Origin of the sequence: Paenibacillus sp. 2KB_20 (assembly GCF_052115765.1) — a bacterium.
Taxonomy (GTDB): domain Bacteria; phylum Bacillota; class Bacilli; order Paenibacillales; family Paenibacillaceae; genus Paenibacillus_AQ.
In genome coordinates this window covers 490,203-513,866 of the sequence record NZ_JBFRHH010000002.1, presented here as the reverse complement: position 1 = coordinate 513,866, position 23,664 = coordinate 490,203, and the positions used below count along the sequence as shown (strand labels likewise).

Sequence of the window (23,664 nt, the reverse complement as noted above, 5' to 3'; positions counted from 1 at the left end):
ATGTTAGTCGTATTTTTAGGCGATTCCATTACACAGGGACTCGGTGTCAGTAGGTCTGGGAAGACTTATGCAAACCTATTACAGAAGAAACTGCAGTCCTTGAGTTCACAACCGATAGAAATCATGAATTTTGGAGCTAGTGCCATGCAGGTTCACGAAACCAGAATGAAGTACGAGAATAAATTGTTGGAATTACAACCTGATATTATCGTGTTTGCCCACGGAATTACAGAATCTATCGTGAGAGAGCACAAACATTATCTCAGGTTCATGCCGAAGAGGTGGAGAAAGCCCGGATGGATGGATCCGAGACCATACTATTCGACACGGAGGTCCAGAAGATGGCTGGAAATGTTGGAGTCTGGATTAAGGTGGAGAGTAAAGGTTACTCTTATTAAAGCTTTTGGCGGCAAGCCATGGATGGGTATAGACGATTTTAAACTGCACACAACGGGGTTTATTCTAAACATGCTTAATCGCAACAAACATACTAAAATCATATTTCTCGCTCCTGGAGATATTGAAGAGAAATACTTTCCGGGGTCTTCCGCTTCGATGCGGGAATATCGATTGGTATTAGAAGATATTTACGAAGACAGCAGGTCGACGAAACGAGTTTTTATGTGTGACTCCTCGAGACAACTCCATCAATGGAGCGATTATTTCAAAGATCGCTTCCATCCGAACGAGAAAGGTCATGAAAAAATTGCCGAGGCACTCATGGAGACTATCGTCCAATATTCGCTATTGGGATATAACCAAGTTTTGAGAGAGGTAAGCCGATGAAGATCTGTTTCGTTACACACAAGGTGAAGAAAGGAGACGGACAGGGAAGAGTCAATTATGAGGTCATTGCCGAAGCCGTGAAGGAAAGACATGACGTTATCATAATATCCTCAGAGTTATCAGAGGAGCTCAGAGCTCATCCGCAAATCACATGGGTAAAGATAGGAACAAGCTGGATTCCAACTATGCTGCTCAAGTATCAGTGGTTCGCGTTGTACTCCGCGATCTGGATATGGACGCATCAGAGAGGAATAGATCTCGTTGTTGTGAACGGTTTTATTACTTACGCCCGCTCTGACATTAACTGCATTCATTTTGTTCATAGTGCATGGATAAGGTCTAAGTATCATCCTTTCCGGGAGCAAAAAAATGCAAAAAGCTTGTACCAGTTCATTTATAACGGTCTAAATGCCTTATTGGAACGTCTTGCCCTACAGCAAACAAGGCAAATTGTAGCGGTATCGGAACAGGTCAAAGAGGAGCTGGTGCAGGATGCCTATATACAAGCACATCGTATCTCCGTGGTTTCTAACGGTGTTGACCTGAACGAGTTCTACCCGCGAACAGTGAATCGAGCCGATTTTAACTTGGCAGTTGAGCGAACCTACGCGCTGTTTGCTGGGGATTTGAAGTCCAAACGAAAAAATTTGGATACGGTGTTGGCAGCCCTGGCCAAGGTTGAGGATATCGAGCTCATCGTACTTGGATATACCGAGAAAAGTCCATATCCCCAGCTAGCACAAGAATTGGGAATTAGCGACCGTGTTCATTTCCTGGGATACCGGCAGGACGTAGCAGATATGATGTCCCTAGCAGATTTATTTATTTTTCCTTCGAGGTACGAGCCGTTTTCGCTCGTTATATTGGAGGCTATGGCCTCCGGATTGCCGGTAATCACAAGCAATCGCTGCGGAGCCGTTGAACTTCTGTCCAATCAATCTGCCGTCATCATCGAGGACCCTGACGATACCTCTGCATTAATACAGGCGCTTAGGGACCTAAGTTCTGACCGAGAGTTGCTGGAATTGATGGCACGGAGGGCAAGGGAGGACGCGCAAAGTAACTCCTGGGAGCTTATGTCCAGCAAATACATGCAACTGTTTTATAAAACTTCGAATTTAAAATTCAAGACCGGTAACCAGGCCTGAAGGGATAAGAATGAATGGCTATCACTAATTTAATGAAGCAAAGAAGGAATTGGGGCAGTTTAGGAAACGTTGTCCAAATATTTGCGTCCAATGTATTTATCCTTGGATTAAACGTGTTGACAGGGATAATAATCGCACGTTTCTTAGGCCCAGAGGGACGAGGGGAACAAGCTGCCATGATTATGTGGCCCAGATTCTTAGCTTACTCCTTAACGCTGGGGATTCCAGCTGCACTTGTGTATTACATGAAAAAAAAGGATGGGAATCAGGGCTCTCTTTATGTAACGGCGTTGTACATGTGTGTACTGCTCGGCTGTGCTGCTATGGGAATCGGTGCAGTGATCATTCCGTACTGGATGAAAGGGTATTCCGACGAAGTGATTGAATTTGCAGTTTGGGCACTGGTCATGTCGCCCATTGCCATGATTGGAACGGTCAATACAGCGGCCCTGCAATCTAGGGAAGAGTACCATCTCTATAATTTCATGCGATACATTCCGGTACTTGGCACATTAATCTTGCTCTGCGTTCTTGTTGTAACGGGTCATGTTACGCCTTTCTTCACATCGGTTGCGTACCTCTTTCCAGTCATTCCGATTGCCGTATGGACAACGTATAAACTGATCTCTCATTACAAGATGAAGCAGAAGAACAAGATTGAGTCTGGAAAGAAACTGCTTGGGTATGGGATCAGATCGTATGGGACGGATGTGGCAGGAACCTTTTCTGGATACATCGATCAGATTTTAGTCGTCGGCTTATTGTCTCCTAGCAGTTTGGGCTTATATGTCGTGTCCCTTAACCTAGCGAAGATGTTGAATACGATTCAGGGTGCCATTACCTCGGTCTTGTTCCCTAAGGCCTCGGGGCTTCAGCAGGCAGAGGCTCTGAGTTTGACTTTTAAGGTCACTCGAATCAGTACGGTCGTAACCTTTGTAGTAGGCGCAGTCGTTTACGTGGTCGCCCCTTATCTTCTGATTCTCTTGTACGGGAAATCGTTTTTGGAGGCTGTTACGGTTTTCCGAATTCTGATCTTTCAAACGGCCGTAACCAGCATATCGTGGATTCTTGCTCAAGGCTTTATGTCCATTGGTAAACCTGGATCGGTAACCATCATTCGTATCACTACGCTTGGAATGAATATTATATTAATGAATCTATTCATTCCACTTTTAGGAATTCAAGGCGCGGCGATATCCTTACTTGCAACATCATTGATAGAAATTACGGTTATTTTTCTGATCTATACCTTAAAGCATAAAGTTACTTTTCAACATTGGATCATTTCGAAAAGCGATTTCCTTTGGCTGCTTGATCGTATACGTAAACAAAAAGCACGCAGCAGGGAATCTACGTGATAGCGGCAGATCATAAGGAGAGGTGATCATTTGAATATCTTGCATATTGCCAATCATATCAAACAATCGGGGAACGGAATTGTGAATGTTATGATCGACCTGGCATGCGAGCAGTCCATACTGGGACATAAGGTAGCTGTGGCATCTGAGGGCGGCGAATATTTAGCTTTGTTGCGGCAACATAACATAGAGCATTATAACCTGGATCAGACGAGAAAGCCGATGCAAATGCTGCAGGCTTTTTTTCATTTTCAGAACATCGTCAGACGGTTCCAGCCGGATATTATTCATGCTCACATGATGACTGGTGCTTTGCTCTCACGGTATTCCAAAGGGTTCCGTAAATACAAGATCGTTACGCATGTTCATAATGAATTTCAGAAGAGCGCTGATTACATGAAAGTAGGTGATACGGTTATCGCAGTAAGTCAGGCGGTAGCCAAATCGATGGCCAATCGGGGGGTCAACGAAATAAAACTTCGAGTTGTTCTTAACGGTACGATCGGAAGCAAGAGAAATCAACGAATGGAAGGGATCTCGCTCAAGGGGCGTTCCATTGTTACAGTTGCCGGGTTGAATGAACGCAAAGGCATAGCCGATCTTATCGAAGCGTTTAATATTGTCTCCGGGCAATGTCCGGAATCGGAATTGTATATTGTGGGGGACGGACCGGAGAAAGAACGATTCAAGACAATGGCTACGCAATCATCGAGCCGGAACAGAATTCACTTTGAGGGGTTTCAGACAGACCCCAAAAAATACATGAGTTCGTCTGAGGTATTCGTCTTGGCCTCCCATAAAGATCCGTTTCCGTTAGTGTTACTCGAGGCTAGGGAATCGGGCTGCGCCATCATCGCAACTGATGTGGATGGTATACCTGAGGCGCTGGATTTCGGCGATTCGGGGATGCTGGTACCACCAAAAACTCCGGATAAGCTGGCAGAGGCTATCTTAAACATGTTGAACGACGAGGAACTCCGTGAAAAATACAAAAGATCTGCCAGGCAGGGGCTGGATTTTTATAAAGTGGAGCGTGTAACGAAAGAGACGATAGAGATCTATGAGGATCTTCTGAGCAACAAATACCGAATGAGCAGTCGGAGAGAAGAAATGAATGGAATGGAATAAAATCGATTGAATAATTGGAGTGAATCCCGTGAAAGTAGCCATGATTGCAAATTCTAATCATAATATGAACTCGGGTGTATCAGGAACCAGATTGGCGATTGCGGAATCCTTAAGGAATCTAGGCGTGCACGTAGATACTTATTTCATGGACGACTTTAAAGTGTTTAACGGCGGAATCCTGGATAAAATCATCTTTCCATGGAAGCTGGCGTCGAAATTATCGAGCTGGAAAGATTACGACCTTCTGGATATTGCCTCCGGAGACAGCTGGGTACTATCATATTTCAAAAAACGCCCTGTTATCGTCTCAAGCAGTCATGGACTTGAACACTTGGCTCATAAAGAAATACTGGAAGAGAATCGGCTGGGCAATTTGTCGCTTAGCAAAAAATATTTTATTTACTGGGGCGGGTACCGGATTTGGGAGGTATCGAAATCATTTAGAAGATCGGACTTTTCGATTGTTCTTAATTCCGAAGATAAAATTTTCGTACAGAATCAACTGGGGAAAGAAACGTTCAAAATCAGCGCTATTTTTAACGGGATACCAAGTTATTTGTTAAGTCTGCCGCTCGATGATATGGAGATAGAGAACATGCCGGTGATCCGAATTGCCCAGGTAGGCAGTTACATTCATAGGAAGGGTATTTCTTACAGCACCAAGGCCCTAAATGCTATTCTTGGCAAGTTTCCTCAAGTTGAGGTGGCCTTTATGGGAACAGGGTGCGAGAAGGAAGTCGTGCTATCCGATTTCGACGAGGGAGTAAGGGAAAGGGTTAAGGTAATCCCCTCATACAAACACAGTGAGTTACCCAGCATGTTAAAAGGATATCATATTAAGCTATTTCCAACGCTATCGGAAGGATTTGGGAAAACGTTGATCGAATGCATGGCGTGCGGCCTTGCTCCGATCACGACGGACACGGCAGGTCCGGCCGATATTGTGACGGATGGCATGGATGCTCTTGTCATACCGAAGCGAAACGTTGACGAAATGATTCTTGCTCTGGAGAAGTTGATTCAGGATCCGGTATTATTGCGGCACCTTCGCCACAATGCATACCGTACGGCACAGGTATTTACTTGGGATAATGCAGCGAGAAACCGGCTGGAATGTTATCAGAAAGCAATTCAACATTTAAAAAAATAAGGCTCAGCTGTGGTGTAGTTGTTACCATATCTTTAGCTCAATGTTTTATTAATTCATTTTAAGAAAAGAGAGATACCATGAATGTGCTTTCAACCGGAATGGGATGGATCGATATCCAGCATGGAGGTTTAAACCGTTATTTTGCAGATTACACCAAAGCCATGAAAGAATTTGGACATTCTGAACTGGGCTTTGTCGTCGCTCCTAAAGGAGTGGAGCTGCCTTCAGACTGGAACATCAGTAACGCAACCAACGAGCTTCGCCTCAACCACTTCCTTCCACGTATGAAATCGGTGCAGAAGCATGCGGTTCAAGCGGTCCGAAGCTTTCATCCGGATGTATTTAATCCACATTTTGCGTTTTACACAACCATGGTTACAAGAAACCATATCCCTGCGCATATTCCCATTGTCACACACTTCCATGGACCATGGGCCATGGAATCCAGAGTAGAGGAAAAGTCAACTGCGGGTGCAATAAAAAATACAAAGTATTGGATCAAAAAGCAAGTGGAGCAATTAACCTACCGCCGTTCCGATAGTTTCATTGTACTTAGTGAATATTTTCGTGATGTATTGACCGAAACCTACGGCGTAGATGAGCGGAAAATACATATCATACCCGGTGCAGTGGATCATAATCGCTTTCGGCCGCATCCAGATCGTAATGAATTAAGACTGCGATTAGGCATCGCCCCCTATCAACCTATACTCTTCTGTATCAGGAGATTGGTTCGCAGGATGGGGATCGACCGACTGATTTATGCCATGGTAGATGTGGTTCGAGTATTCCCTGAGGTCCGATTGTTCATCGGTGGAGACGGACCGATGCGGGCGGAGTATGAAGCGTTAATCCTTCGGCTTGGACTTTCTCCCAATGTGAAACTGCTTGGCAGAATTTCAAATGAGGAGCTTGTTGAGTACTACCAGGCTGCTGATATCAGTTTAGTGCCGACACTCACGTTAGAGGGGTTCGGTCTTATTACCGTTGAGTCTCTTGCCTGTGGTACGCCGGTACTGGGAACCCCTTATGGGGGAACGAAGGAAATTTTGCATCAAGTATCGGATGATTTGATGTTTGAAGACGGTACTGCTGAATCGATAAGCAAGAAAATCATTGATGTTTTGAATAAAGACTCATTCCTTCCTTCACGGGAAGCGTGCAGGGAACATGTATTGAATCGGTACACATGGAGTCGAGTGGCGGAAGCGGTGACCGCTGTTTTCACGGAGGAAGTTGAGAAAAGAAAGGTATTCAGAACATGAAAATCGCCTTTTATAACCATACAAGCACGGTAAGTGGTGCGGAGATCAGTCTCTTGTTAACTGCAAAATATGTAATGGAGGCACATCCGATTATATTTGCCCCCGAAGGGGAACTGCTGCAGAAGGCACGCAATCAAGGAATCGAGGTTGTTGCTCTACCCAGTTATAGGGCGCGAATGACCAGAAATCCATTTCTGCTTGTTGTCTATGTGATGGGGATGCTGTGGGCAGGATGGAAGCTTGCTCTTCTCATGAAAAAAAGCCAAGTGGATCTCATCCATGCGAATTCCATCCGAGCAGGTATTATGGCTGGACTATTCAGATGGTACCATCGTCTACCCGTTGTGTGGCATATTCGAGACATGCCTCCCCAAGGTTATATAGGCAATTTAATCAAAAGACTCGCAGGGAGTACAGCTAAAGCGCTGATCTGTATTTCAGAATCTGTCTTGCAAAGTATGGAGCATCCTTCCGTAGCTAAGCGGTGCCACCTTGTACATAACGGTGTGGAGCTAAAGAGCTTTCATGACGAAGAGAAACAAAGGATTAAAGGGCATATCCGTTCGGAATTACAAACACCACAGGAAGCACAGGTGCTGGCTATCATCGGTCAAATTGCTCCCTGGAAGAGACAAGAAGATGCCATAGAAGCATTCGCAAGTCTTATTCGTGAAGAACGGAATGCGGTTTTATGGATCGTTGGGGAAGCCAAGTTCAGGCAAGAGAACGAACGTTATCTGGTCAGATTGCAAGAGAGGGTTAAAGCTTTTGGCCTTGAAGACAAAGTCATATTCACCGGATTCCGGGAAGATGTATTGGAGATCTGCTGTGCTGCAGATCTCCTTTTATTATGTTCGGACCATGAACCTTTCGGCAGAGTCATCATTGAAGCCATGTCACAAGGCACTCCGGTTGTGGGAACCAGAGGCGGTGGTGTACCTGAGATTATTGAACATGGGGTGAGCGGGTTCATGTATGAAATCGGAAATACAGATGAACTCGCACAGTATATCCGTCAGGTGCTCGATGATAAGGCTGTATGGTCTTTACTTAGTCAAAATGGGCAGGAAAGAGTAAGGGAGATGTTCTCCATTAAGCAGACATCTCATAATGTTCAACAGATCTATAAGGAGCTATTGGCGAGACCCGGCGTCGAATCGATAGAGCGTCAGCGGGCAAAGGAGATTGTATAATGCGGAATTTGAAAGTGGCTATCGTACATGATTACCTCAATCAGATGGGAGGAGCCGAACGGGTTGTGGCTGTATTCCACAAGATGTTTCCCGATGCTCCAATTTATACGACGATCGTCGATGAGAATAAACTGCTTCCCGAATTGAAGGATGCAGTCATTTATACCACATGGATGCAGCGCATACCTGGGATATTGAGCAAATTCAAACTGTTTTTCTGGCTGTATCCTTTTGCTGTTCGATCCATGAACGTAAAAGGCTACGATCTTATTCTAAGCTCCAGCAGTGCTTATGCGAAAGGTGTGAGGAAGGGAAATCAGAGTGTGCACGTATGTTATTGCCATGCTCCCATGCGCTTTGCGTGGAATTTTGAAGCCTATATGGATAGCGTGCAAGTGCCGAATCTCGTGAAGCGGATTGCTAAATGGTTCACCTTCCCCCTTCAAGCATGGGATAAGGACAACTCCAAGCAGGTGGATTACCTTATTGCCAACTCTACCATCGTGAAACAGAGAATCAGGCAATGGTATGGAATAAATGCCTCTGTTATATTTCCCCCCGTAGAAATTAGTCGGTTTAGCATCGATGAAGAGAAGCCGGAGGATTATTTTCTCGTTGTCTCCAGATTAGTATCTTACAAAAAAATTGACCTCGCCGTAGAGGCCTGCACTCGTCTAGGCCGGCGGCTGATCGTCGTTGGAGATGGACCGGATCGACAGAGGCTTGAGCAGTTAGCAGGTGATACCATTACTTTTCTCGGCAGAAAAAGCGATGAAGAGGTTGTCCGCTATATGCAGCATTGCCAAGCGCTTATCTTTCCGGGGATTGAGGATTTTGGGATTACACCGCTTGAAGTGAATGCATGCGGTCGCCCGATCATTGCGTACCGTGAAGGCGGAGCTTTGGATACGGTCGTAGCGGAAAAGACCGGACTCTTTTTCGACAAACAATCGATAGACTCGCTCTCCGAAACGATTAGGCGCTTTGACCAATATGATTGGGATTCGGAATGTATTCGGGAGCATGCTGAGAAATTTAGCGAGGATGTATTTGTAAAACGACTGCAGTCCAGCATCGATGGCCTGATCAGGGCAAGAGAGATCAACGCTAAGCTTATGGAAGTGGAAGGGAGCTATTAAATCATGCATATTGTTCTATTGTCTGGGGGCAGCGGCAACCGATTATGGCCATTGTCCAATGAGACACGTTCCAAGCAATTTCTGAAGATATTAGACGGGGAGTCAGGACGACGCCAGTCGATGGTTCAGAGAGTATGGGATCAGTTAGGACAAATGGACCTTCAGCAATCCACGATTGTGGCAACCGGGAAATCCCAGGTAGAACTACTCCAAAATCAGCTTGGTTATGAGGTGGAAATTATCATAGAACCGGAACGGAGAGATACTTTTCCGGCGATTGCTTTATCAGCGGGATATTTATATTCCATTAAAGGTATCAGTCTCAATGAGGTTGTGATCGTACTTCCGGTTGATCCGTTTGTCGAGGATCATTTCTTCGAGAAGGTAAAGGAATTAGAGGCGTTAATGCTGGAAAGCGGCGCTGATCTCGGGTTGATGGGGGTTTTGCCTGATCATCCATCCTCGAAGTTTGGTTACATCGTCCCTCAGTCGGCATCGACTTTAGAGAATGGGACGGAATTCTTCAAGGTGAGCCACTTTGTAGAAAAACCTGAAGAAGAGCATGCGCTTCGGCTGATAGAACAAACAGCGTTTTGGAACTGCGGCGTGTTCGCTTTTCGGCTTGAGTATCTCATTCATTATCTGATAGAGAAATCGCTTCCTATTCAATATGATGAATTGCTTCAGCAATATCGCCGTATAAACAAAACAAGCTTTGATTATGCCGTGGTTGAGAAAGCGCAAAACATCGTTGTTATGCCTTATAAAGGAATGTGGAAGGATTTAGGAACTTGGGATGCATTGACCGAAGAAATTCATACCCCTTTGATCGGAAAAGGAACCTTAACCGACGATTCCTCCAATACGCATGTCATCAATGAGTTGGATATTCCCATAACGGTCATCGGAGCGCCTAATTTGATTGTTGCCGCTAGTCCCGACGGTATTCTGGTCTCTGAGAAGAGCGCCAGTATGCGGATAAAGGAAGTGCTCCAATTCGGAGACCAGCGGCCTATGTATGAAGAGCGTCGCTGGGGACGATATCGCGTGCTCGACTATACCAAGTATCCAAACGGCAATGAAGTATTGACAAAACGGATATGCATTTTAGAAGGGAAGAATTTAAGTTACCAATATCATTTGCTGCGCAGCGAAGTATGGACGGTGATATCCGGTCAAGGCGAAATGATATTGGACGGCAACGTTCGAATGATTGGTAAGGGGGATGTTGTTGTTATCTCGGCTGAAGCAAGGCATAGTCTACGCGCTATCACCGATATCGAAATCATTGAGGTGCAAACCGGCAGCGAATTGATTGAGGATGATATTGTAAGATTGGCGATGAATTGGGATGAAATCAAGATAAGTGTTTTAACTTCATAAAGGATAGCGAAATCCGCTATCAGAGGAGTGAAAAAGGATGAAAATCACGGTCATTGGTACCGGCTACGTTGGCCTGGTCTCAGGCGTATGCTTCTCCGAGCTTGGAAACGAGGTCATCTGCGTAGATAAAATAGAGGCTAAGATTGAACAGCTTCAACGTGGAGAGATTCCCATTTACGAGCCTGGTCTTCAGTCGTTGATCACCGTTAATAAGGAAGCAGGGAATCTTCGTTTTACCACCGATTTGATCGCTTCAGTCAAGCAATCGGACATCATCATCATCGCGGTGGGAACACCGTCTATGCCGAATGGGCAAGCCAATTTAAGTTATATCGAGATGGCAGCCCAAGAGATCGGGCAGGCGATGAACAGTTATAAGATTATCGTAACGAAGAGTACCGTTCCGGTAGGAACGAACGAAAAAGTCAAAGAAATCATTGCACAGCATACACATGAATCCTTTGATATCGCTTCGGTGCCTGAATTCTTGCGGGAAGGCACGGCGGTTCAGGATACCATGAATCCAGACCGGATTATTATTGGAACGGACAGCAAAAGGGCAGAGGAGCAGCTTGTTGAGTTGCACAAACCTTTGACGGAAAATATGATCATAACGGATGTTCGCAGTGCTGAAATGATTAAATATGCTTCTAATGCTTTTCTTGCTACAAAGATTTCCTTTATCAATGAAATTGCAAATATATGTGAGCGAGTTGGAGCCGATGTGACGAAAGTAGCCTATGGTATGGGTTATGACAAGCGCATTGGCTCTTCTTTTCTGAAAGCGGGTATCGGATACGGTGGTTCCTGCTTCCCTAAAGACACACAAGCTCTTATTCAAATAGCCGGACAGATGGATTACGATTTTAAGCTTCTAAAATCCGTCGTTGAGGTCAATCGAGACCAACGCCTCAACATTATTCGCAAGTTGGGAGCCTTGTTGGGTGATCTAACGGGTAGAACGATTGGGGTTTGGGGATTGGCGTTTAAGCCTGAAACCGACGATGTCCGTGATTCGCCGGCATATGAGATTATATCGGAATTAATGGAACGAGGGGCAAAGGTGAAGGCTTACGATCCAGTTGCGACGGATAATTTCAAGAGAAATTATGATATTGCCGGAATTACTTACTGCCGAAATGCCCGGGAAGCAGTTTGGCAAGCGGATGCACTTTGTATTTTAACGGAATGGAATGAATTCCAGCAGGTTCCATTATCCGATATCGAGAGCTGGTTGAAATCGCCGTACCTGATCGATGGTCGTAATATATACGATGAGGAACAATTGGCAAAGACGAAGCTTGTCTATTACTCGATCGGCCGGCCAGGAATGAATAAAGGCGTAAGAGAGCAAGTGCCTGCACTCTTGCTATGATCAATTTTATTGGGGTGGATACCTTGATTATTGAAGATGCCGTTAAGCTGGACCTGAGTGATATCTCCAAAGAGCTGTCTTTTTTACTCTATCTTCTCCGCAATAACACGCATGAAGAAATTCTCATAAAGCAATATGCATCGGATATCGATTGGGATATGTTCATGAAACTCGCGCTGCACCACCGGGTTTATCCGCTTGTATATCTGCGACTTAAAGGGGTGGATGCATCCCTCATTCCATTCGAGGTTATGGCGTCTCTCCAGCAGCATTATCATAGTAACGTGATGAAAATGCTTCATTTAAGCAGGGAAATGAGCCAGCTTTGTGAGGCGCTCAAGGATACTGGGGTGCGTACACTTTTGCTTAAAGGCCCTATACTAGCTACGCAGCTCTATGGGGATCTGGCACACAGGACTTCGAAGGATTTGGATATCTTGGTGGATGCGGATGACGTGGAAAGAGTTGAACGGGTGCTGGTACAGCTTGGGTACGAATTGCAGGATGAACGTATCTTGGGAAATTGGAAGAAAACAAGCCATCATTTGTCCTACGAGCATAAGAAACATTCAGCGCAGATCGAAGTTCACTGGCGTCTGAATCCTCATTATAACAAGTCATTTTCCTTTGATTTATTGTGGGAGCGCAGGAATGATGTGATGCTGTCCCATCAGATTTATCATTATCTGGGAAATGAGGATTTGCTAAACTATCTGGCCGACCATGGTGCCAGGCATGGTTGGTTCCGGCTGCGTTGGCTGATGGATATTGCAAGGCTGCTTCCCATGATAAACAGCAACGATATGAAGGCCCACTTTGAGCGATATGGGGGACAGCAATATGTAGGGCAGGCCTTTATTCTTTTATCGCGACTGTTCTCAGTCGACATTCCGCACGATATGACTGTATTAACGATAAACTCCAAAGCCCACCGCCTTGCACAAAGTGCACTCTACTATATTAAAAGGATCGTCAAATTGAACCCGGTGCCGGAGAAAAGCGTGGCATGGCGTTATAACCGTTACCTATTCTCGTTAATGACGGGAAAACAGAAAGTTTTGTATATATTGAATAAGTTTCTGCCCAATTCGCGGGACGCTTCGGTACTGCCATTACCCAAATCACTGCACTTTCTGTATTATCCGCTCCGGCCATTTCTCTGGTTCTGGCGGCGTATGAAACAACCATCGATTTAAGGGTGCAACATCGCTTTTATCATTGGATCACAATCACAATCCATTTTGTAGAAGCGGGTATCATCAGAATATTCTCAGGCCAGTTTATATAGCTGAAAAAAGGGGGGGTTCTATCCATGACTACTGAATTAATCACGACAGACGCTCTCGTTGTACAATCCGAAGGTTTCTTGGTCAGTGATATGGATGGTGAGAAGGTGATGCTGAGCATCGAAAACGGCAAGTATTATAATCTGGGACGGATTGGCGGGCGGATATGGGAACTTATTTCGTCTCCCGTCACGATCTCTAATATGGTGGATCAATTGGTATTGGAATATGAGATCGAACCGGAGCTCTGTGAGCAGCAGGTACGATTATTCCTTAAGCAGTTAGCCACGGAAGGCCTTGTTCAGGTGGATAAATAGCAATGAGCCTGTACCGGAAAGCACGCCGATTCATGTCTTATCCTGTTAGCATGAAGCTTATGTTGGCAGAAGCTTACTTTTACCTGGCCTGGGGAAGAGTGTTCAAGCTGTTCCCTTTTCAAAAGGTATCTCCGTCTCTGGGAGAACCTATGAAGGAGACACCGTATGTGGGCTATACGGAGGAGGAGCTTTCGCTTGTCCGCCAAATCTCCAGAGCCGTCCATACCATGAGCCGTGTCACATGGTGGGAAAGCCAATGCCTGGTTAAAGCCGTTGCCGCGATGAAGATGCTGGAGCGAAGAGGGATTCCGAGTACACTTTATCTGGGAAGCGGTCGGGACGATAACGGAATGATGGTTGCCCATGCCTGGCTCCGCTTCGGCTCTTATATTGTAACGGGAAGAGAAGGGCATGAAAGGTATGCCGTTGTCGGGATATTCGGTAAGGATATGGGGACCGAAGGTTTGAACTTGAAGCGGTCATCCGATAAGGAGTTTTTACATTGAAGGATCTCTTTTATTTTATCCGTAAAATGCATGGGATGGCCGGATTTAAGCTCTACCTCAATATGGGTATGATCCTGTTCATCAGTGTTTTGGACGGCATCGGCATCTATTTGATCGTCCCTCTGCTCGGTGTCATTGGTGTATTCCAGACCGATTTGAGCGGGGTGCCGCTTGTCTCAACCTTGATGGATCTGGCTGGTTCATGGTCATTGCAGCTCAATTTGCCGATGGTGCTGGCCCTCTATGTGGTGATTGTGGGCGGGCAAGCCCTGCTGCAGCGCAGTCAGAACCTGTTGAATGCAAAAATATTGCAGCGATTCATTCGCAAACTGCGCATGGAAACGTATCAGGGGTTGCTGCATGCCAAGTGGGAGTTCTTCCTGCGCCACCGCAAGTCGGATTTCAACCATGTCATGACCAATGAACTCGGGCGCGTGAATCAAGGCACGTTTCTTTTCTTGCAGATGGTCTCGTCTTTCTTGTTCACGATAATTCAGATTGGGCTTGCCCTATGGCTTGCCCCGATGCTGACCCTCATCGTCCTGATGAGCGGTGGGCTCCTTGCCCTGTTTGGACGTCGATTCATCCGGCGGTCGAAGCGGATCGGCGAGCAGACGACAGAGCTTTCGAAATATTATTTTGCGGGCATCAGCGAACATTTCAACGGCATCAAGGATATTAAGAGCAACCGGTTGGAGCCATTTCATATGAACTGGTTTGACAGGCTGTCGCGAAAAATGGAGCATAATTTTATCCAATTTGGCAAGATCAATTCCTTGTCCCAGCTGATCTATCGGCTCTCGTCTGTATTGCTGGTTGCCGGATTTGTGTATTTGGCGCTGGAAGTGCTGCGTACGCCTGCTGAACAGCTGCTGATGATCGTTCTTATCTTTTCGCGCCTATGGCCTAGATTTATCAGCATTCAATCGAGCACCGAGCAGCTCGTGTCGAATTTCCCGGCCTTCCGGGCGATACGCGAGCTGCAAGCGGAATACGAGGTAGACAGGGAGATCGCCGGATCGATTTCGATGACAGGGGGCGAGCGACTTCAGCTGCAGCATGGAATCGACTGTACTCATGTGGACTATCGGTACGATGGCGCTTCCCCCGTCTATGCTTTGCGAAATATCAACTTACATATTCCTGCTAATCGCATGACGGCCATCGTCGGCAAATCAGGGGCGGGCAAGAGCACCCTTATCGATCTTCTTATGGGACTGATCCAACCAGAGAGCGGGCAAGTTCTTGTGGACGGCGTGTCCATGGAGGACGAACGTCAGTTGATGTCGCTCCGAGGGAGTATCGGATATGTGGCGCAGGATCCTTTTCTCTTCAATGAGAGTATCCGGGATAATCTGAAGCTGGTTGCTCCCGATGCCTCGGATAACGAGCTGTGGGAAGCGCTAAGGTTTTCAGCCTCCGACGAATTCGTACATGGGCTTCCGCTAGGCCTCGACACCGTCATTGGTGACCGCGGTATCCGCCTGTCCGGTGGAGAACGTCAGCGGATTGTGCTGGCGAGAGCTATCTTGAAAAAGCCTTCGATTCTGGTGTTGGACGAAGCGACAAGTGCACTCGACAGTGAGAACGAGCAGCGGATCCAGGAAGCGTTGGAACAGCTGAAAGGGAGCATGACGATCATCGTGATCGCCCACCGACTGTCCACCATTCGCCATGCCGATCAGGTCATCGTGATGGAGCAAGGGCGGGTTATCCAGCAGGGGGGGTATCAGCAGCTTTCCCAAGATCACAAAGGCACTTTCCGGCAGCTGCTGAGTTATCAGACAGGTGCTCAGATGTAACCTCCGATTGGATTGCATAACATTGCTGTATGTGCAAGACGTGTTGTTTAAAGCTGCAACCCTACGGCCATTTCCCGGTATTTTACCGGGAAATGGCCGTTTTTTTGCGGAAGCATTTCTTGAGCTAGCAGATTATACTTACACCCGGCCTCCTTATCAACATACCCTTTAGCGGCCATTTGTTTACATTCAGCTACCCTTGTCTTTTTATGAATTGTACATAAGAAATAAGACGTTTGCTATTTTGGAACGGTTGGGGTATAATAAGTTTATTGGGATTTTGACCTGAGATTCACATATTGCAGAGGGTTATTATTTTGATCAGGAACCTTGTGCAATATGTGAATTTTTTGTTTTTAACCAAAAATGAGAAAATCATATAAATTTAGGAGGTGTTTCTATGCAAACAGGAACAGTGAAATGGTTTAACGCAGAAAAAGGCTTTGGTTTCATCGAGGTTGAAGGTGGCGAAGACGTATTCGTACACTTTAGTGCAATCACAGGTGACGGCTTCAAGTCGCTTGATGAAGGACAACGTGTTGAATTTAACGTAGTCCAAGGCAACCGCGGACAACAAGCTGAGAACGTTGTAAAACTGTAGATTTTTGAAAAGATCCCCAAACGTACCGTTTGGGGTTTTTTTTATAATAGAGCTCAAAACAGCATGAAGGCGTTAAAAATGTAGCTAAGGGGGAAGTTCATTGTCTTATTCTTGGAATAAACCACTGGAAAATCTGCCGGAAGAGATGACTGCGATCTGGTCTTGTACGAAGGAAGGGTGTAACGGTTGGATTCGAGATAGCTTCTCGTTCAAGGAAGTTCCCGTTTGTTCACAGTGCGCGTCGTCCATGGTCAGCAGCAATAAAGTCTTGCCGATCCTTGTTTCGTCGGATCAGCAAATCAAGCTTTACCGTAAGAATCAGCGCAAGGACACCAAATCGTAAGGGGCTGCTCTCACGGCTCCTTGACCATTTTGTTTTAGTCGTTGCGTTAAAGAAAGGTTGAGATCTCATGCAGGTGTTCGAAGATTGGAATTTAAAGGTGAAAAAAACGTTTAATGCAACCAGTAATGAAGAAGTATTAACCGTTTCTGAGGCAGGTCAATTGTTAGGTCTGTCCAAAGATCAAATGAAAAGATATGTCGATCAGAATAAGCTGACCAAAGTTCCGATCATGAGAAGCGTGCATCGATACCTTTTGTTGAAGAGTGAAATCGATCATATTGTGAAAAACGGTAGGTCTGCTCACCCCAATATATAACTGAAACGGGCACCCATTCGGGTGTCTTTTTTATCGTGCTAAATTCGCGTGAACATAGTTTTATTGGGAAGCATGGAAACGAAACAGTCTGAAGGTCAAAAAAGGTCAAATCGAAAGATCGAAACCAATTCATGCGAAAAATCGGCTGAAAATACGTTATTTTAGTCCTGTTTTCTTTATAATCGGTTTTGGCATTTATGCGTGCAAGGCATATAATAAAGGCGTAAGGTCAAACAAGGTCAAATAAGAAAGGGGAAATCTATGATGTTTGATTTGATGCCATTTGGAAAGCGCAGAGAGGATGCCTTCGGGCAGTTGGTGAAGTCATTTCACGATGTCTTTAACGATGCGTTTCAAGATGAGGTGCTTGCACCGTTCAAAGGTTCGATGATGTCTTTCAAAACAGACGTTAAAGAGACGGAGCGCGCTTATCTGGTTGAGGCGGAGCTTCCAGGTTTTCAAAAAGACGACATCGAAATCAGCTACGCTGACCCTTACTTAACGATCAAAGCCGTTCGCAAGGAAGATAACAGCGTGGAGGATACGAAGCAGCAAATCGTCCGGAAGGAACGTCGTTATGGCGAGTATGTGCGCAGATTCTACGTTCAGAATATAGCAGAGGACCAAATTGCCGCTTCCCTGAAGGACGGGGTCCTCAAGCTTGAAATACCGAAACAGCCGGACTCTGGTAAGAAACGCATCCAGATCCGGGATGATATCTAATAAACGTACCCTCCGATCTATATGGTCGGGGGGATTTTTTTGCGTTTTATTAGTAATATTTTTACATATATTCCATCGAATTTCGGCATTTGAAACCTTTTAGCGGTATGTAGGGTATTATAGGTTAAATGTAAACTTTTCGAGGGGGAAACTCATGGTGGGAATCTTATCGAGGTTTAAGGATGTTATGAAGGTGAATGTGAACGCACTGTTGGATCGGACGGAAGATTCGGAGAAAACAGTTGACACGTATATGCGTAGCTTGAATACGGACTTGGGTCAGGTGAAAGCGGAGACGGCTTCCGTGCTCTCGGATGAGCGAAGAGCGAAGCGGGCCCTTGATGAGTGTGGTGCCGAGATCAAGAAGCTGCAGCGATATGCAGAGAAGGCCGTAGAAGCGGGAAATGAGGATAATGCCCTGAAGTTCCTGGAGAGAAAAGCAACCCAGGCCCAGAAGCTGAACGAACTGCAGGCAGCATACGAATCGGCATCCGCAAACGCCATTAGGATGAAACAAATGCAGGATAAGCTGGTGTCGGACATGAGCCAACTGGAGGCTCGCTATGCCGAGTTGAAAGGGAAGATGGCGGCTGCCAAAGCCCAACAGGATTTAAACGCCAGCCATTCATCCTCGGGCGGTGCGAATGCGGCATTCAACACGATGGAAGAGAAGGCAAACCGTGCCTTGGATGAAGCGCTGGCCCTGGCAGAGCTTCGCGCCGGAGCGAAGGAAGACGATCTGGACGATCTGATCGCTGAATTGGAGAAGAATATGAGGAAGGACGGAGCTGCTCCAATGGAGATTCTCCCTGCCCAGGATGAACTGGAAGCAATCAAAGAAAAGCTGAAAGAAAAGGAATAATCATTTCATTGTTATCGAGGTGAGGAAATGCCGGTTATCGAATACAAGTGCCCGAACTGCGGCAGCAGCATGGTTTTTGACGGCGATACAGGAATGTTGTCTTGCCTGAGCTGCGGGAGAAAAGATAATATCGAGGAAATTCCCGACCCGCTGAAAAAGCAGGTTTTCGTCGAAAACGAAGTGAAAGAGTATCACTGCAACAGCTGCGGGGCCGTCATCGTGACGGAGCCGGAGACCAGCGCCACGACCTGCAGCTTCTGCGGATCCGCCGTTGTACTCAGCGACCGACTGAGCGGCGATCTGGCTCCGGTTATGGTCATCCCTTTTTCGATTACCAAGGAAGAAGCGATGAAGGCTTTCAAGAAATGGTGCAGAAATGGCCTCCTGACACCAAGCGGATTTATGACAGCAAACCGGATCAAGGAAATTACCGGGATATATGTACCTTTTTGGCTATATGAGTTACATAATCGGGTTGAAGTTCATGGGCACGGCACCAAGGTGAGAACCTACACGCAAGGAGATTACCAGTACACGGAGACCCAGCACTTCGACATCTACCGGAAGATTCGCTTGAACTATGTGAAGGTGCCGATCGATGCTTCGGAGAAAATGAACGATGAGTTGATGGATAAGCTGGAGCCTTTTCCCTATCAGCAGCTGAAGGAATTCAAGACGCCTTATCTCGCCGGGTACATTGCCGAAAAATACAGCCATGATGAAGAGCAGCTTCTTCCGCGTGCCAAAGATAAGATCAGCTCCTACATTGATTCGTATATCTCGTCAGCCGTGTCAGGATACACAACCGTAAATTATACCAACAAGCAGATCGATACCACCTTAAAGCAGGCCGATTATGTCCTCCTTCCGGTATGGATGGTGCACTATGATTACAACAAATCGGAGCATACCTTTGCGATGAACGGCCAGACGGGGAAAGTGGTCGGCAAACCGCCGATCAGCAAAGCGAAAGTGGCTGCGTGGTTTGCAGGCATTTCGGGCGTCTCGTTACTGTCATTGAAGCTGATCTCCTGGGCGATGGGAGGAGGTTTCCTGTGAGAAGACGATATGTATTAGGTGCTGTTTTGTTCTTCCTGGTTGCCTATCTGATGGTTCCGGCCTTGATGGTCAAAGCTGCGGATGACAAGCCATTGATCTTTGATGAAGCCGATCTGCTCAGTCCGGAAGAACGAGAAGAGCTGAATGCGATGGCGAATGAGTACGGTGCCGAACGCGAGACAGACTTTATGATACTTACGGTTAACAGCGTTCCGAATGACGATTATGAGACATGGACGGAAAACTTTTACGATGAGTACGCCCCCGGGTATGATAAGTCGCACGGCAATACCGTTATTTTGACCATCTTAATGAGTACTCGTGACGGTACTCGTAGAGTTCATTTGGAAGGTTATTATAAGGCCGAGAAGTATCTGGACGCAGGTAGGCTGTTAAAGATACAAAACAAGATTACTCCGGACTTGTCCAGAGGCAATTATAAGCAGGCTTTTGAAAAATATATCAAAACCGCTCATCGGTATATGGGCTTTGAGCCCGACATGAACCCGGATAATATTCTGTTTAATCTTTGGTTTCAACTGGGAACTGCCGCTGCCATCGGCGCAATCGCCGTGGGTGTCATGGCTTACCGTTCCGGCGGACGGGTGACGGTTAATTCTCGCACCTATGAGGATACCAGCACATCGGGGATACTGAACCAGCAGGACCGTTATGTTAGAACAACTGTAACGAAGCAGAAGATCGAGCGCAACACGAGCAGCGGCTCGGGCGGCGGAGGCGGTGGCGGCGTTAGCAGCGGCGGCCATTCGCATAGCAGCAGCAGCGGGAAATTTTAAGGAAAGGGATGGATAACATCGATGGGATTTTTCAAGAACCAATTTTCTAATGTTGTTGAATGGGAAGAGTTTAGGGACGATATGATTTTCTGGAAATGGAGCAACCGGGAGATTAAAAAAGGAAGCAAGCTGGTCATCCGCTCCGGTCAGGACGCGATTTTTGTCAATAACGGCAAGATCGAGGGGATTTTTGAGGATGAAGGCGTATATAACATCGACTCGGATATCATTCCGTTTCTTTCTACTTTAAAGGGATTTAAATTTGGCTTTAACAGTGGCATGCGCGTGGAAGTACTGTTCGTAAACACGAAGGAATTCACAGTCAGATGGGGGACGCAAAATCCAGTCCTCATTCCGACGCCGCAGCTTCCGGGCGGTATGCCGATCCGTGCCAACGGCACGTTCAATTTTAAAGTGAATGATTATGTGACGCTGATCGACAGAATCGCCGGGATGAAAGAGAGCTATCTTGTGGACGACGTCAAGATCCGGATCACTTCGGTGCTCGATCAATTGTTGATGAAATGGATCAGTCGCGAAGGCAAGGACATGTTTAATCTGCAGGCGAACGCCTCCGATATCGCGAGAGGGATTCGAGAAGACCTGGACATGGAAGTGATGGACAACGGAATAACGATCACCGGCTTCCAGGTGATGAGCTTCAACTATCCGAAGGAAATTCAGGATATGATCACCAAGACGGCTTCCCATGAAATGATCGGCAATCTGCAAAAATACCAGCAGGTCAGCATGACGGATGGGATTGCATCCGGCAAGGTGCAAGGCGGCGGTGCGGCTTCGGATATGGCCGGCATGATGATGGGGATGAACATGGCTAATGAAATGATGAAAAATATGAATCAGAACCAGAATCAGAACCAGAACCAAAACAATTCGAATCAAAGCCAACAGCCTCCGGCTGCGAAGGAGCCATCCGCCCCGGCGGCTGCATCCCCTTCTGAAGGAAGCAAGAAGCCCAATTTCTGCCCGAACTGCGGCGCAAAGAATGAAGGGGCGAACTTCTGTGCGAATTGTGGGCAGAAGCTGGGTTAAGTTGAATTTGTGACTAGTCGCGCTAATAAATGTACAAGATTTGATACAAAGTTCGATGCCATCATTGGAATGACGCAAATGGTGGTGGCGTTGAGCGAACGTAAAAACTCTTATCAAAACAGCACCCCTCGCTTTTAAAGCGGAGGGTGCTGTTTTTCTATGTTCGCTGTTTCCTTTAACTAGTTATGTATCCACCTATACTGTTTGTACCTTCTTAGTTATCTTTCGTTCTCCACGTTCCTCCAATACGTTACTTCGCGCTCTGCACCCTATCTTCTCATATGGATTCACTTCTCTGTCTGTTCCAACTCCTGCACAGAAAATGTGATTCCTATATGAAAATGATTACGACCCATTCGATCAAATCCCTAATGAAGCTGGTCCAGCGGCAATTGAGAACCCGCCGGGCCAAAAACAACCGGCGGAACCCGTTTGATTCGGCCAGTCGAGTACCGAATCCGGCCAATGAGAACTAGGCGTGCTGCAGCGGTGAATGCTACGATGGCTCCGTTCGAATCCTGCAATCCGCACAAGAAAAGGAGGAATGTCGAGCTACGGAGAACGTTCGGCGGGCCGTTTGTCGAGCTGTCGCGGAGCTGGCATGCGTAATTGCCGGCGCTGCCCGGCACATGCGAAAGAATAAGCAAAAAGGAGGTATTAAAGAAATGAGTATTAAAAGCAGGAAGCAATGGCTTTTCGTTGTTGTGCTTGTTTTCGTTGTTCTCTTGACGGGGTGCACAAGGGGCGGAGGGAATTCCGCCGACGAGCCGAAGCCGGAACCGGAACCTCAGGTGGCCGTGACAGAGCAGGAGGATGAGCAGCCAAAGAGCGGGGAAGAGCAGCAGGCGCCTGAGGAGGAGCAAACGATTGACATGCAGGGAAAACCGGTGCGCGTCATATCGTGGGGGTATGCCGGAGGCGAGAAGGGCACAGAAGCAGGCGAGCAGCGAATCGCCCTCGAGCAGGAATTGGAAAAGAAGTACAATACAAAGTTTCAATTCGAGCAGATTCCCTGGGGTGATATCCAAGATAAGATTACAGCGTCCATCGTAGCCGGCGAGCCGATCGCGGATGTCTTTCTGCTGGAGCGGTATCGGGCATTCCCTGCGATGGTGCAGAAGGATTTCCTGCAGCCGATTGATGGCATTCTGGATATTAACAACGAAAAGTGGCCAGCTGAAATGCGGATGACCGGCAGCTTCGATGGCAAAGTGTACGGCTTCTCGACGGCTGTAGGGGGCGGGGGCGGCATTTATTACAACAAGGCGATATTGAAGAAGGAGGGTTTACCAGATCCACAAGAGCTGCATGAGAAAGGGGAGTGGAATTGGGATACGTTTCTGGATATAGCGAAGAAGTCGACCAAGGATACAAACGGTGACGGGAAAATTGACCAGTACGGGCTGGCGCTTACCTCAGTAAACTTCGTACCGGCATTTATCGCGTCGAATGACGGAGACGTGACAAAGGTGGTCGACGGTAAGCTGGCGTTCACCGGGGACGACGAAAATGCGATGGAAGCGCTCCGGTTTTATAGCGATTTGAGTAATGTGCACAAAGTCGTCAAGCCGAACCAGACTGACAATTGGGAAGATTACATCAACGCCTTCAACGAAGGCATCGTCGCGATGCGGTATGGAGAAGGTTGGGAGGGAGGCGGTATTCAGACGAACCTGGGGAATGATTACGGCTTCATCTTCATTCCGAAAGGGCCGAAAGCGACCGCTTACCACAACGCGATGCAGCCGACGCTCTGGTTCGTGCCGAAGGGTGCGAATCCGGATGCTGTCCGCATCTACGCCGAGTACCTGCTCAGCTACATGCCGAAGGAGGGGGAGTTGGACGCTTGGACGGAATCGCTGTTTGCCGATCAGAAGAGCCTCGACAACTACATGGAGATGGGAAAAATTATGAAGCCGAAGGATTGGGAGGGAATCCCTAACTTTGGCCAGGAAATCCGCAAGGTCTGGGATAATATCGGTGCAGGCAAGGAAACGCCGGAAACGGGCATGAAGAGCGTACGTCCGGTGCTGGAAGGGCTGCTCGATGCAGCGCAGTAATCATAGCGATACTC

General features: G+C 46.9%; 24 protein-coding genes. All 24 read left to right on the top strand.

The window, feature by feature from the left end; all coding sequences use genetic code 11:
- The 24 genes from AB4124_RS08070 (at position 1) to AB4124_RS07955 (ending at position 23,650) form a co-directional block, all read left to right on the top strand.
- Positions 1 to 786 (top strand): SGNH/GDSL hydrolase family protein, encoded by a 786-nt coding sequence (locus AB4124_RS08070; protein WP_441972254.1) that lies wholly within the window; start codon positions 1 to 3, stop codon positions 784 to 786.
- Complete coding sequence (locus AB4124_RS08065) at positions 783 to 1,934, top strand: glycosyltransferase family 4 protein (RefSeq protein ID WP_441972252.1); 1,152 nt, start codon at positions 783 to 785, stop codon at positions 1,932 to 1,934. Before AB4124_RS08070 ends, AB4124_RS08065 begins: the two co-directional genes overlap by 4 nt.
- Positions 1,935 to 1,948: 14 nt before the next feature.
- Positions 1,949 to 3,292, top strand: coding sequence for a lipopolysaccharide biosynthesis protein (locus AB4124_RS08060; RefSeq protein ID WP_441972250.1), 1,344 nt, complete (start codon positions 1,949 to 1,951; stop codon positions 3,290 to 3,292).
- A 30-nt stretch (positions 3,293 to 3,322) separates the two neighbouring features.
- Positions 3,323 to 4,420: a glycosyltransferase family 4 protein gene (locus tag AB4124_RS08055; protein WP_441972248.1), complete on the top strand. Its 1,098-nt coding sequence runs from the start codon at positions 3,323 to 3,325 to the stop codon at positions 4,418 to 4,420.
- 28 nt (positions 4,421 to 4,448) lie between these two features.
- Positions 4,449 to 5,570, top strand: coding sequence for a glycosyltransferase family 4 protein (locus tag AB4124_RS08050; protein ID WP_441972246.1), 1,122 nt, complete (start codon positions 4,449 to 4,451; stop codon positions 5,568 to 5,570).
- A gap of 77 nt (positions 5,571 to 5,647) precedes the next feature.
- The gene (locus tag AB4124_RS08045) at positions 5,648 to 6,835 is read left to right on the top strand and encodes a glycosyltransferase family 4 protein (protein WP_076322557.1); all 1,188 of its coding nucleotides are present in this window, start codon (positions 5,648 to 5,650) and stop codon (positions 6,833 to 6,835) included.
- Complete coding sequence (locus tag AB4124_RS08040; protein ID WP_441972243.1) at positions 6,832 to 8,028, top strand: glycosyltransferase family 4 protein; 1,197 nt, start codon at positions 6,832 to 6,834, stop codon at positions 8,026 to 8,028. Before AB4124_RS08045 ends, AB4124_RS08040 begins: the two co-directional genes overlap by 4 nt.
- The gene (locus AB4124_RS08035) at positions 8,028 to 9,167 is read left to right on the top strand and encodes a glycosyltransferase (RefSeq protein ID WP_430110161.1); all 1,140 of its coding nucleotides are present in this window, start codon (positions 8,028 to 8,030) and stop codon (positions 9,165 to 9,167) included. Before AB4124_RS08040 ends, AB4124_RS08035 begins: the two co-directional genes overlap by 1 nt.
- 3 nt (positions 9,168 to 9,170) lie before the next feature.
- Positions 9,171 to 10,550 carry a sugar phosphate nucleotidyltransferase gene (locus AB4124_RS08030; RefSeq protein WP_441972241.1) on the top strand — a complete coding sequence of 460 codons (1,380 nt, stop codon included), beginning with the start codon at positions 9,171 to 9,173 and terminating at the stop codon, positions 10,548 to 10,550.
- A gap of 37 nt (positions 10,551 to 10,587) precedes the next feature.
- Positions 10,588 to 11,925 carry a UDP-glucose dehydrogenase family protein gene (locus tag AB4124_RS08025; protein ID WP_441972239.1) on the top strand — a complete coding sequence of 446 codons (1,338 nt, stop codon included), beginning with the start codon at positions 10,588 to 10,590 and terminating at the stop codon, positions 11,923 to 11,925.
- A gap of 23 nt (positions 11,926 to 11,948) precedes the next feature.
- Entirely contained in the window at positions 11,949 to 13,121 is a 1,173-nt protein-coding gene (locus AB4124_RS08020; RefSeq protein ID WP_441972237.1) for a nucleotidyltransferase domain-containing protein, read from the top strand.
- Between the two features lie 116 nt (positions 13,122 to 13,237).
- On the top strand, positions 13,238 to 13,528 hold the full coding sequence (locus AB4124_RS08015; protein WP_076322552.1) for a lasso peptide biosynthesis PqqD family chaperone: 291 nt from the start codon (positions 13,238 to 13,240) through the stop codon (positions 13,526 to 13,528).
- A 2-nt stretch (positions 13,529 to 13,530) separates the two neighbouring features.
- Positions 13,531 to 14,034, top strand: coding sequence for a lasso peptide biosynthesis B2 protein (locus tag AB4124_RS08010; protein ID WP_441972235.1), 504 nt, complete (start codon positions 13,531 to 13,533; stop codon positions 14,032 to 14,034).
- Entirely contained in the window at positions 14,031 to 15,836 is a 1,806-nt protein-coding gene (locus tag AB4124_RS08005) for an ABC transporter ATP-binding protein (protein WP_430137451.1), read from the top strand. Before AB4124_RS08010 ends, AB4124_RS08005 begins: the two co-directional genes overlap by 4 nt.
- Positions 15,837 to 16,236: 400 nt before the next feature.
- Positions 16,237 to 16,437 (top strand): cold-shock protein, encoded by a 201-nt coding sequence (locus AB4124_RS08000; RefSeq protein ID WP_006207692.1) that lies wholly within the window; start codon positions 16,237 to 16,239, stop codon positions 16,435 to 16,437.
- Positions 16,438 to 16,537: 100 nt separating this feature from the next.
- A complete protein-coding gene (locus AB4124_RS07995; protein ID WP_076322548.1) occupies positions 16,538 to 16,780 on the top strand; it encodes a cold-shock protein in 243 nt (80 codons plus the stop codon).
- 67 nt (positions 16,781 to 16,847) lie between these two features.
- Positions 16,848 to 17,096: a helix-turn-helix domain-containing protein gene (locus AB4124_RS07990; RefSeq protein ID WP_339269591.1), complete on the top strand. Its 249-nt coding sequence runs from the start codon at positions 16,848 to 16,850 to the stop codon at positions 17,094 to 17,096.
- A gap of 264 nt (positions 17,097 to 17,360) precedes the next feature.
- A complete protein-coding gene (locus tag AB4124_RS07985) occupies positions 17,361 to 17,819 on the top strand; it encodes an Hsp20/alpha crystallin family protein (RefSeq protein ID WP_441972498.1) in 459 nt (152 codons plus the stop codon).
- Positions 17,820 to 17,976: 157 nt separating this feature from the next.
- Positions 17,977 to 18,681: a PspA/IM30 family protein gene (locus AB4124_RS07980; protein ID WP_441972496.1), complete on the top strand. Its 705-nt coding sequence runs from the start codon at positions 17,977 to 17,979 to the stop codon at positions 18,679 to 18,681.
- 27 nt (positions 18,682 to 18,708) lie between these two features.
- Positions 18,709 to 19,740 carry a TFIIB-type zinc ribbon-containing protein gene (locus AB4124_RS07975; protein WP_441972231.1) on the top strand — a complete coding sequence of 344 codons (1,032 nt, stop codon included), beginning with the start codon at positions 18,709 to 18,711 and terminating at the stop codon, positions 19,738 to 19,740.
- On the top strand, positions 19,737 to 20,537 hold the full coding sequence (locus AB4124_RS07970) for a TPM domain-containing protein (protein WP_441972229.1): 801 nt from the start codon (positions 19,737 to 19,739) through the stop codon (positions 20,535 to 20,537). Before AB4124_RS07975 ends, AB4124_RS07970 begins: the two co-directional genes overlap by 4 nt.
- A gap of 21 nt (positions 20,538 to 20,558) precedes the next feature.
- A complete protein-coding gene (locus AB4124_RS07965; protein ID WP_441972227.1) occupies positions 20,559 to 21,590 on the top strand; it encodes an SPFH domain-containing protein in 1,032 nt (343 codons plus the stop codon).
- 335 nt (positions 21,591 to 21,925) lie between these two features.
- A complete protein-coding gene (locus AB4124_RS07960; RefSeq protein ID WP_441972226.1) occupies positions 21,926 to 22,066 on the top strand; it encodes a hypothetical protein in 141 nt (46 codons plus the stop codon).
- A 189-nt stretch (positions 22,067 to 22,255) separates the two neighbouring features.
- Positions 22,256 to 23,650 carry an ABC transporter substrate-binding protein gene (locus AB4124_RS07955; RefSeq protein ID WP_441972224.1) on the top strand — a complete coding sequence of 465 codons (1,395 nt, stop codon included), beginning with the start codon at positions 22,256 to 22,258 and terminating at the stop codon, positions 23,648 to 23,650.
- Positions 23,651 to 23,664 lie beyond the last annotated feature (14 nt).

Bases quoted from the DNA above. Each gene is read 5' to 3' on its own strand.
- AB4124_RS08070 (WP_441972254.1), top strand. From the start codon at position 1: ATGTTAGTCGTATTTTTAGGCGATTCCATTACACAGGGACTCGGTGTC.
- AB4124_RS08065 (WP_441972252.1), top strand. From the start codon at position 783: ATGAAGATCTGTTTCGTTACACACAAGGTGAAGAAAGGAGACGGACAG.
- AB4124_RS08060 (WP_441972250.1), top strand. From the start codon at position 1,949: ATGGCTATCACTAATTTAATGAAGCAAAGAAGGAATTGGGGCAGTTTA.
- AB4124_RS08045 (WP_076322557.1), top strand. From the start codon at position 5,648: ATGAATGTGCTTTCAACCGGAATGGGATGGATCGATATCCAGCATGGA.
- AB4124_RS08040 (WP_441972243.1), top strand. From the start codon at position 6,832: ATGAAAATCGCCTTTTATAACCATACAAGCACGGTAAGTGGTGCGGAG.
- AB4124_RS08035 (WP_430110161.1), top strand. From the start codon at position 8,028: ATGCGGAATTTGAAAGTGGCTATCGTACATGATTACCTCAATCAGATG.
- AB4124_RS08030 (WP_441972241.1), top strand. From the start codon at position 9,171: ATGCATATTGTTCTATTGTCTGGGGGCAGCGGCAACCGATTATGGCCA.
- AB4124_RS08025 (WP_441972239.1), top strand. From the start codon at position 10,588: ATGAAAATCACGGTCATTGGTACCGGCTACGTTGGCCTGGTCTCAGGC.
- AB4124_RS08015 (WP_076322552.1), top strand. From the start codon at position 13,238: ATGACTACTGAATTAATCACGACAGACGCTCTCGTTGTACAATCCGAA.
- AB4124_RS08010 (WP_441972235.1), top strand. From the start codon at position 13,531: ATGAGCCTGTACCGGAAAGCACGCCGATTCATGTCTTATCCTGTTAGC.
- AB4124_RS08000 (WP_006207692.1), top strand. From the start codon at position 16,237: ATGCAAACAGGAACAGTGAAATGGTTTAACGCAGAAAAAGGCTTTGGT.
- AB4124_RS07990 (WP_339269591.1), top strand. From the start codon at position 16,848: ATGCAGGTGTTCGAAGATTGGAATTTAAAGGTGAAAAAAACGTTTAAT.
- AB4124_RS07985 (WP_441972498.1), top strand. From the start codon at position 17,361: ATGTTTGATTTGATGCCATTTGGAAAGCGCAGAGAGGATGCCTTCGGG.
- AB4124_RS07975 (WP_441972231.1), top strand. From the start codon at position 18,709: ATGCCGGTTATCGAATACAAGTGCCCGAACTGCGGCAGCAGCATGGTT.
- AB4124_RS07965 (WP_441972227.1), top strand. From the start codon at position 20,559: ATGGGATTTTTCAAGAACCAATTTTCTAATGTTGTTGAATGGGAAGAG.
- AB4124_RS07960 (WP_441972226.1), top strand. From the start codon at position 21,926: ATGAAAATGATTACGACCCATTCGATCAAATCCCTAATGAAGCTGGTC.
- AB4124_RS07955 (WP_441972224.1), top strand. From the start codon at position 22,256: ATGAGTATTAAAAGCAGGAAGCAATGGCTTTTCGTTGTTGTGCTTGTT.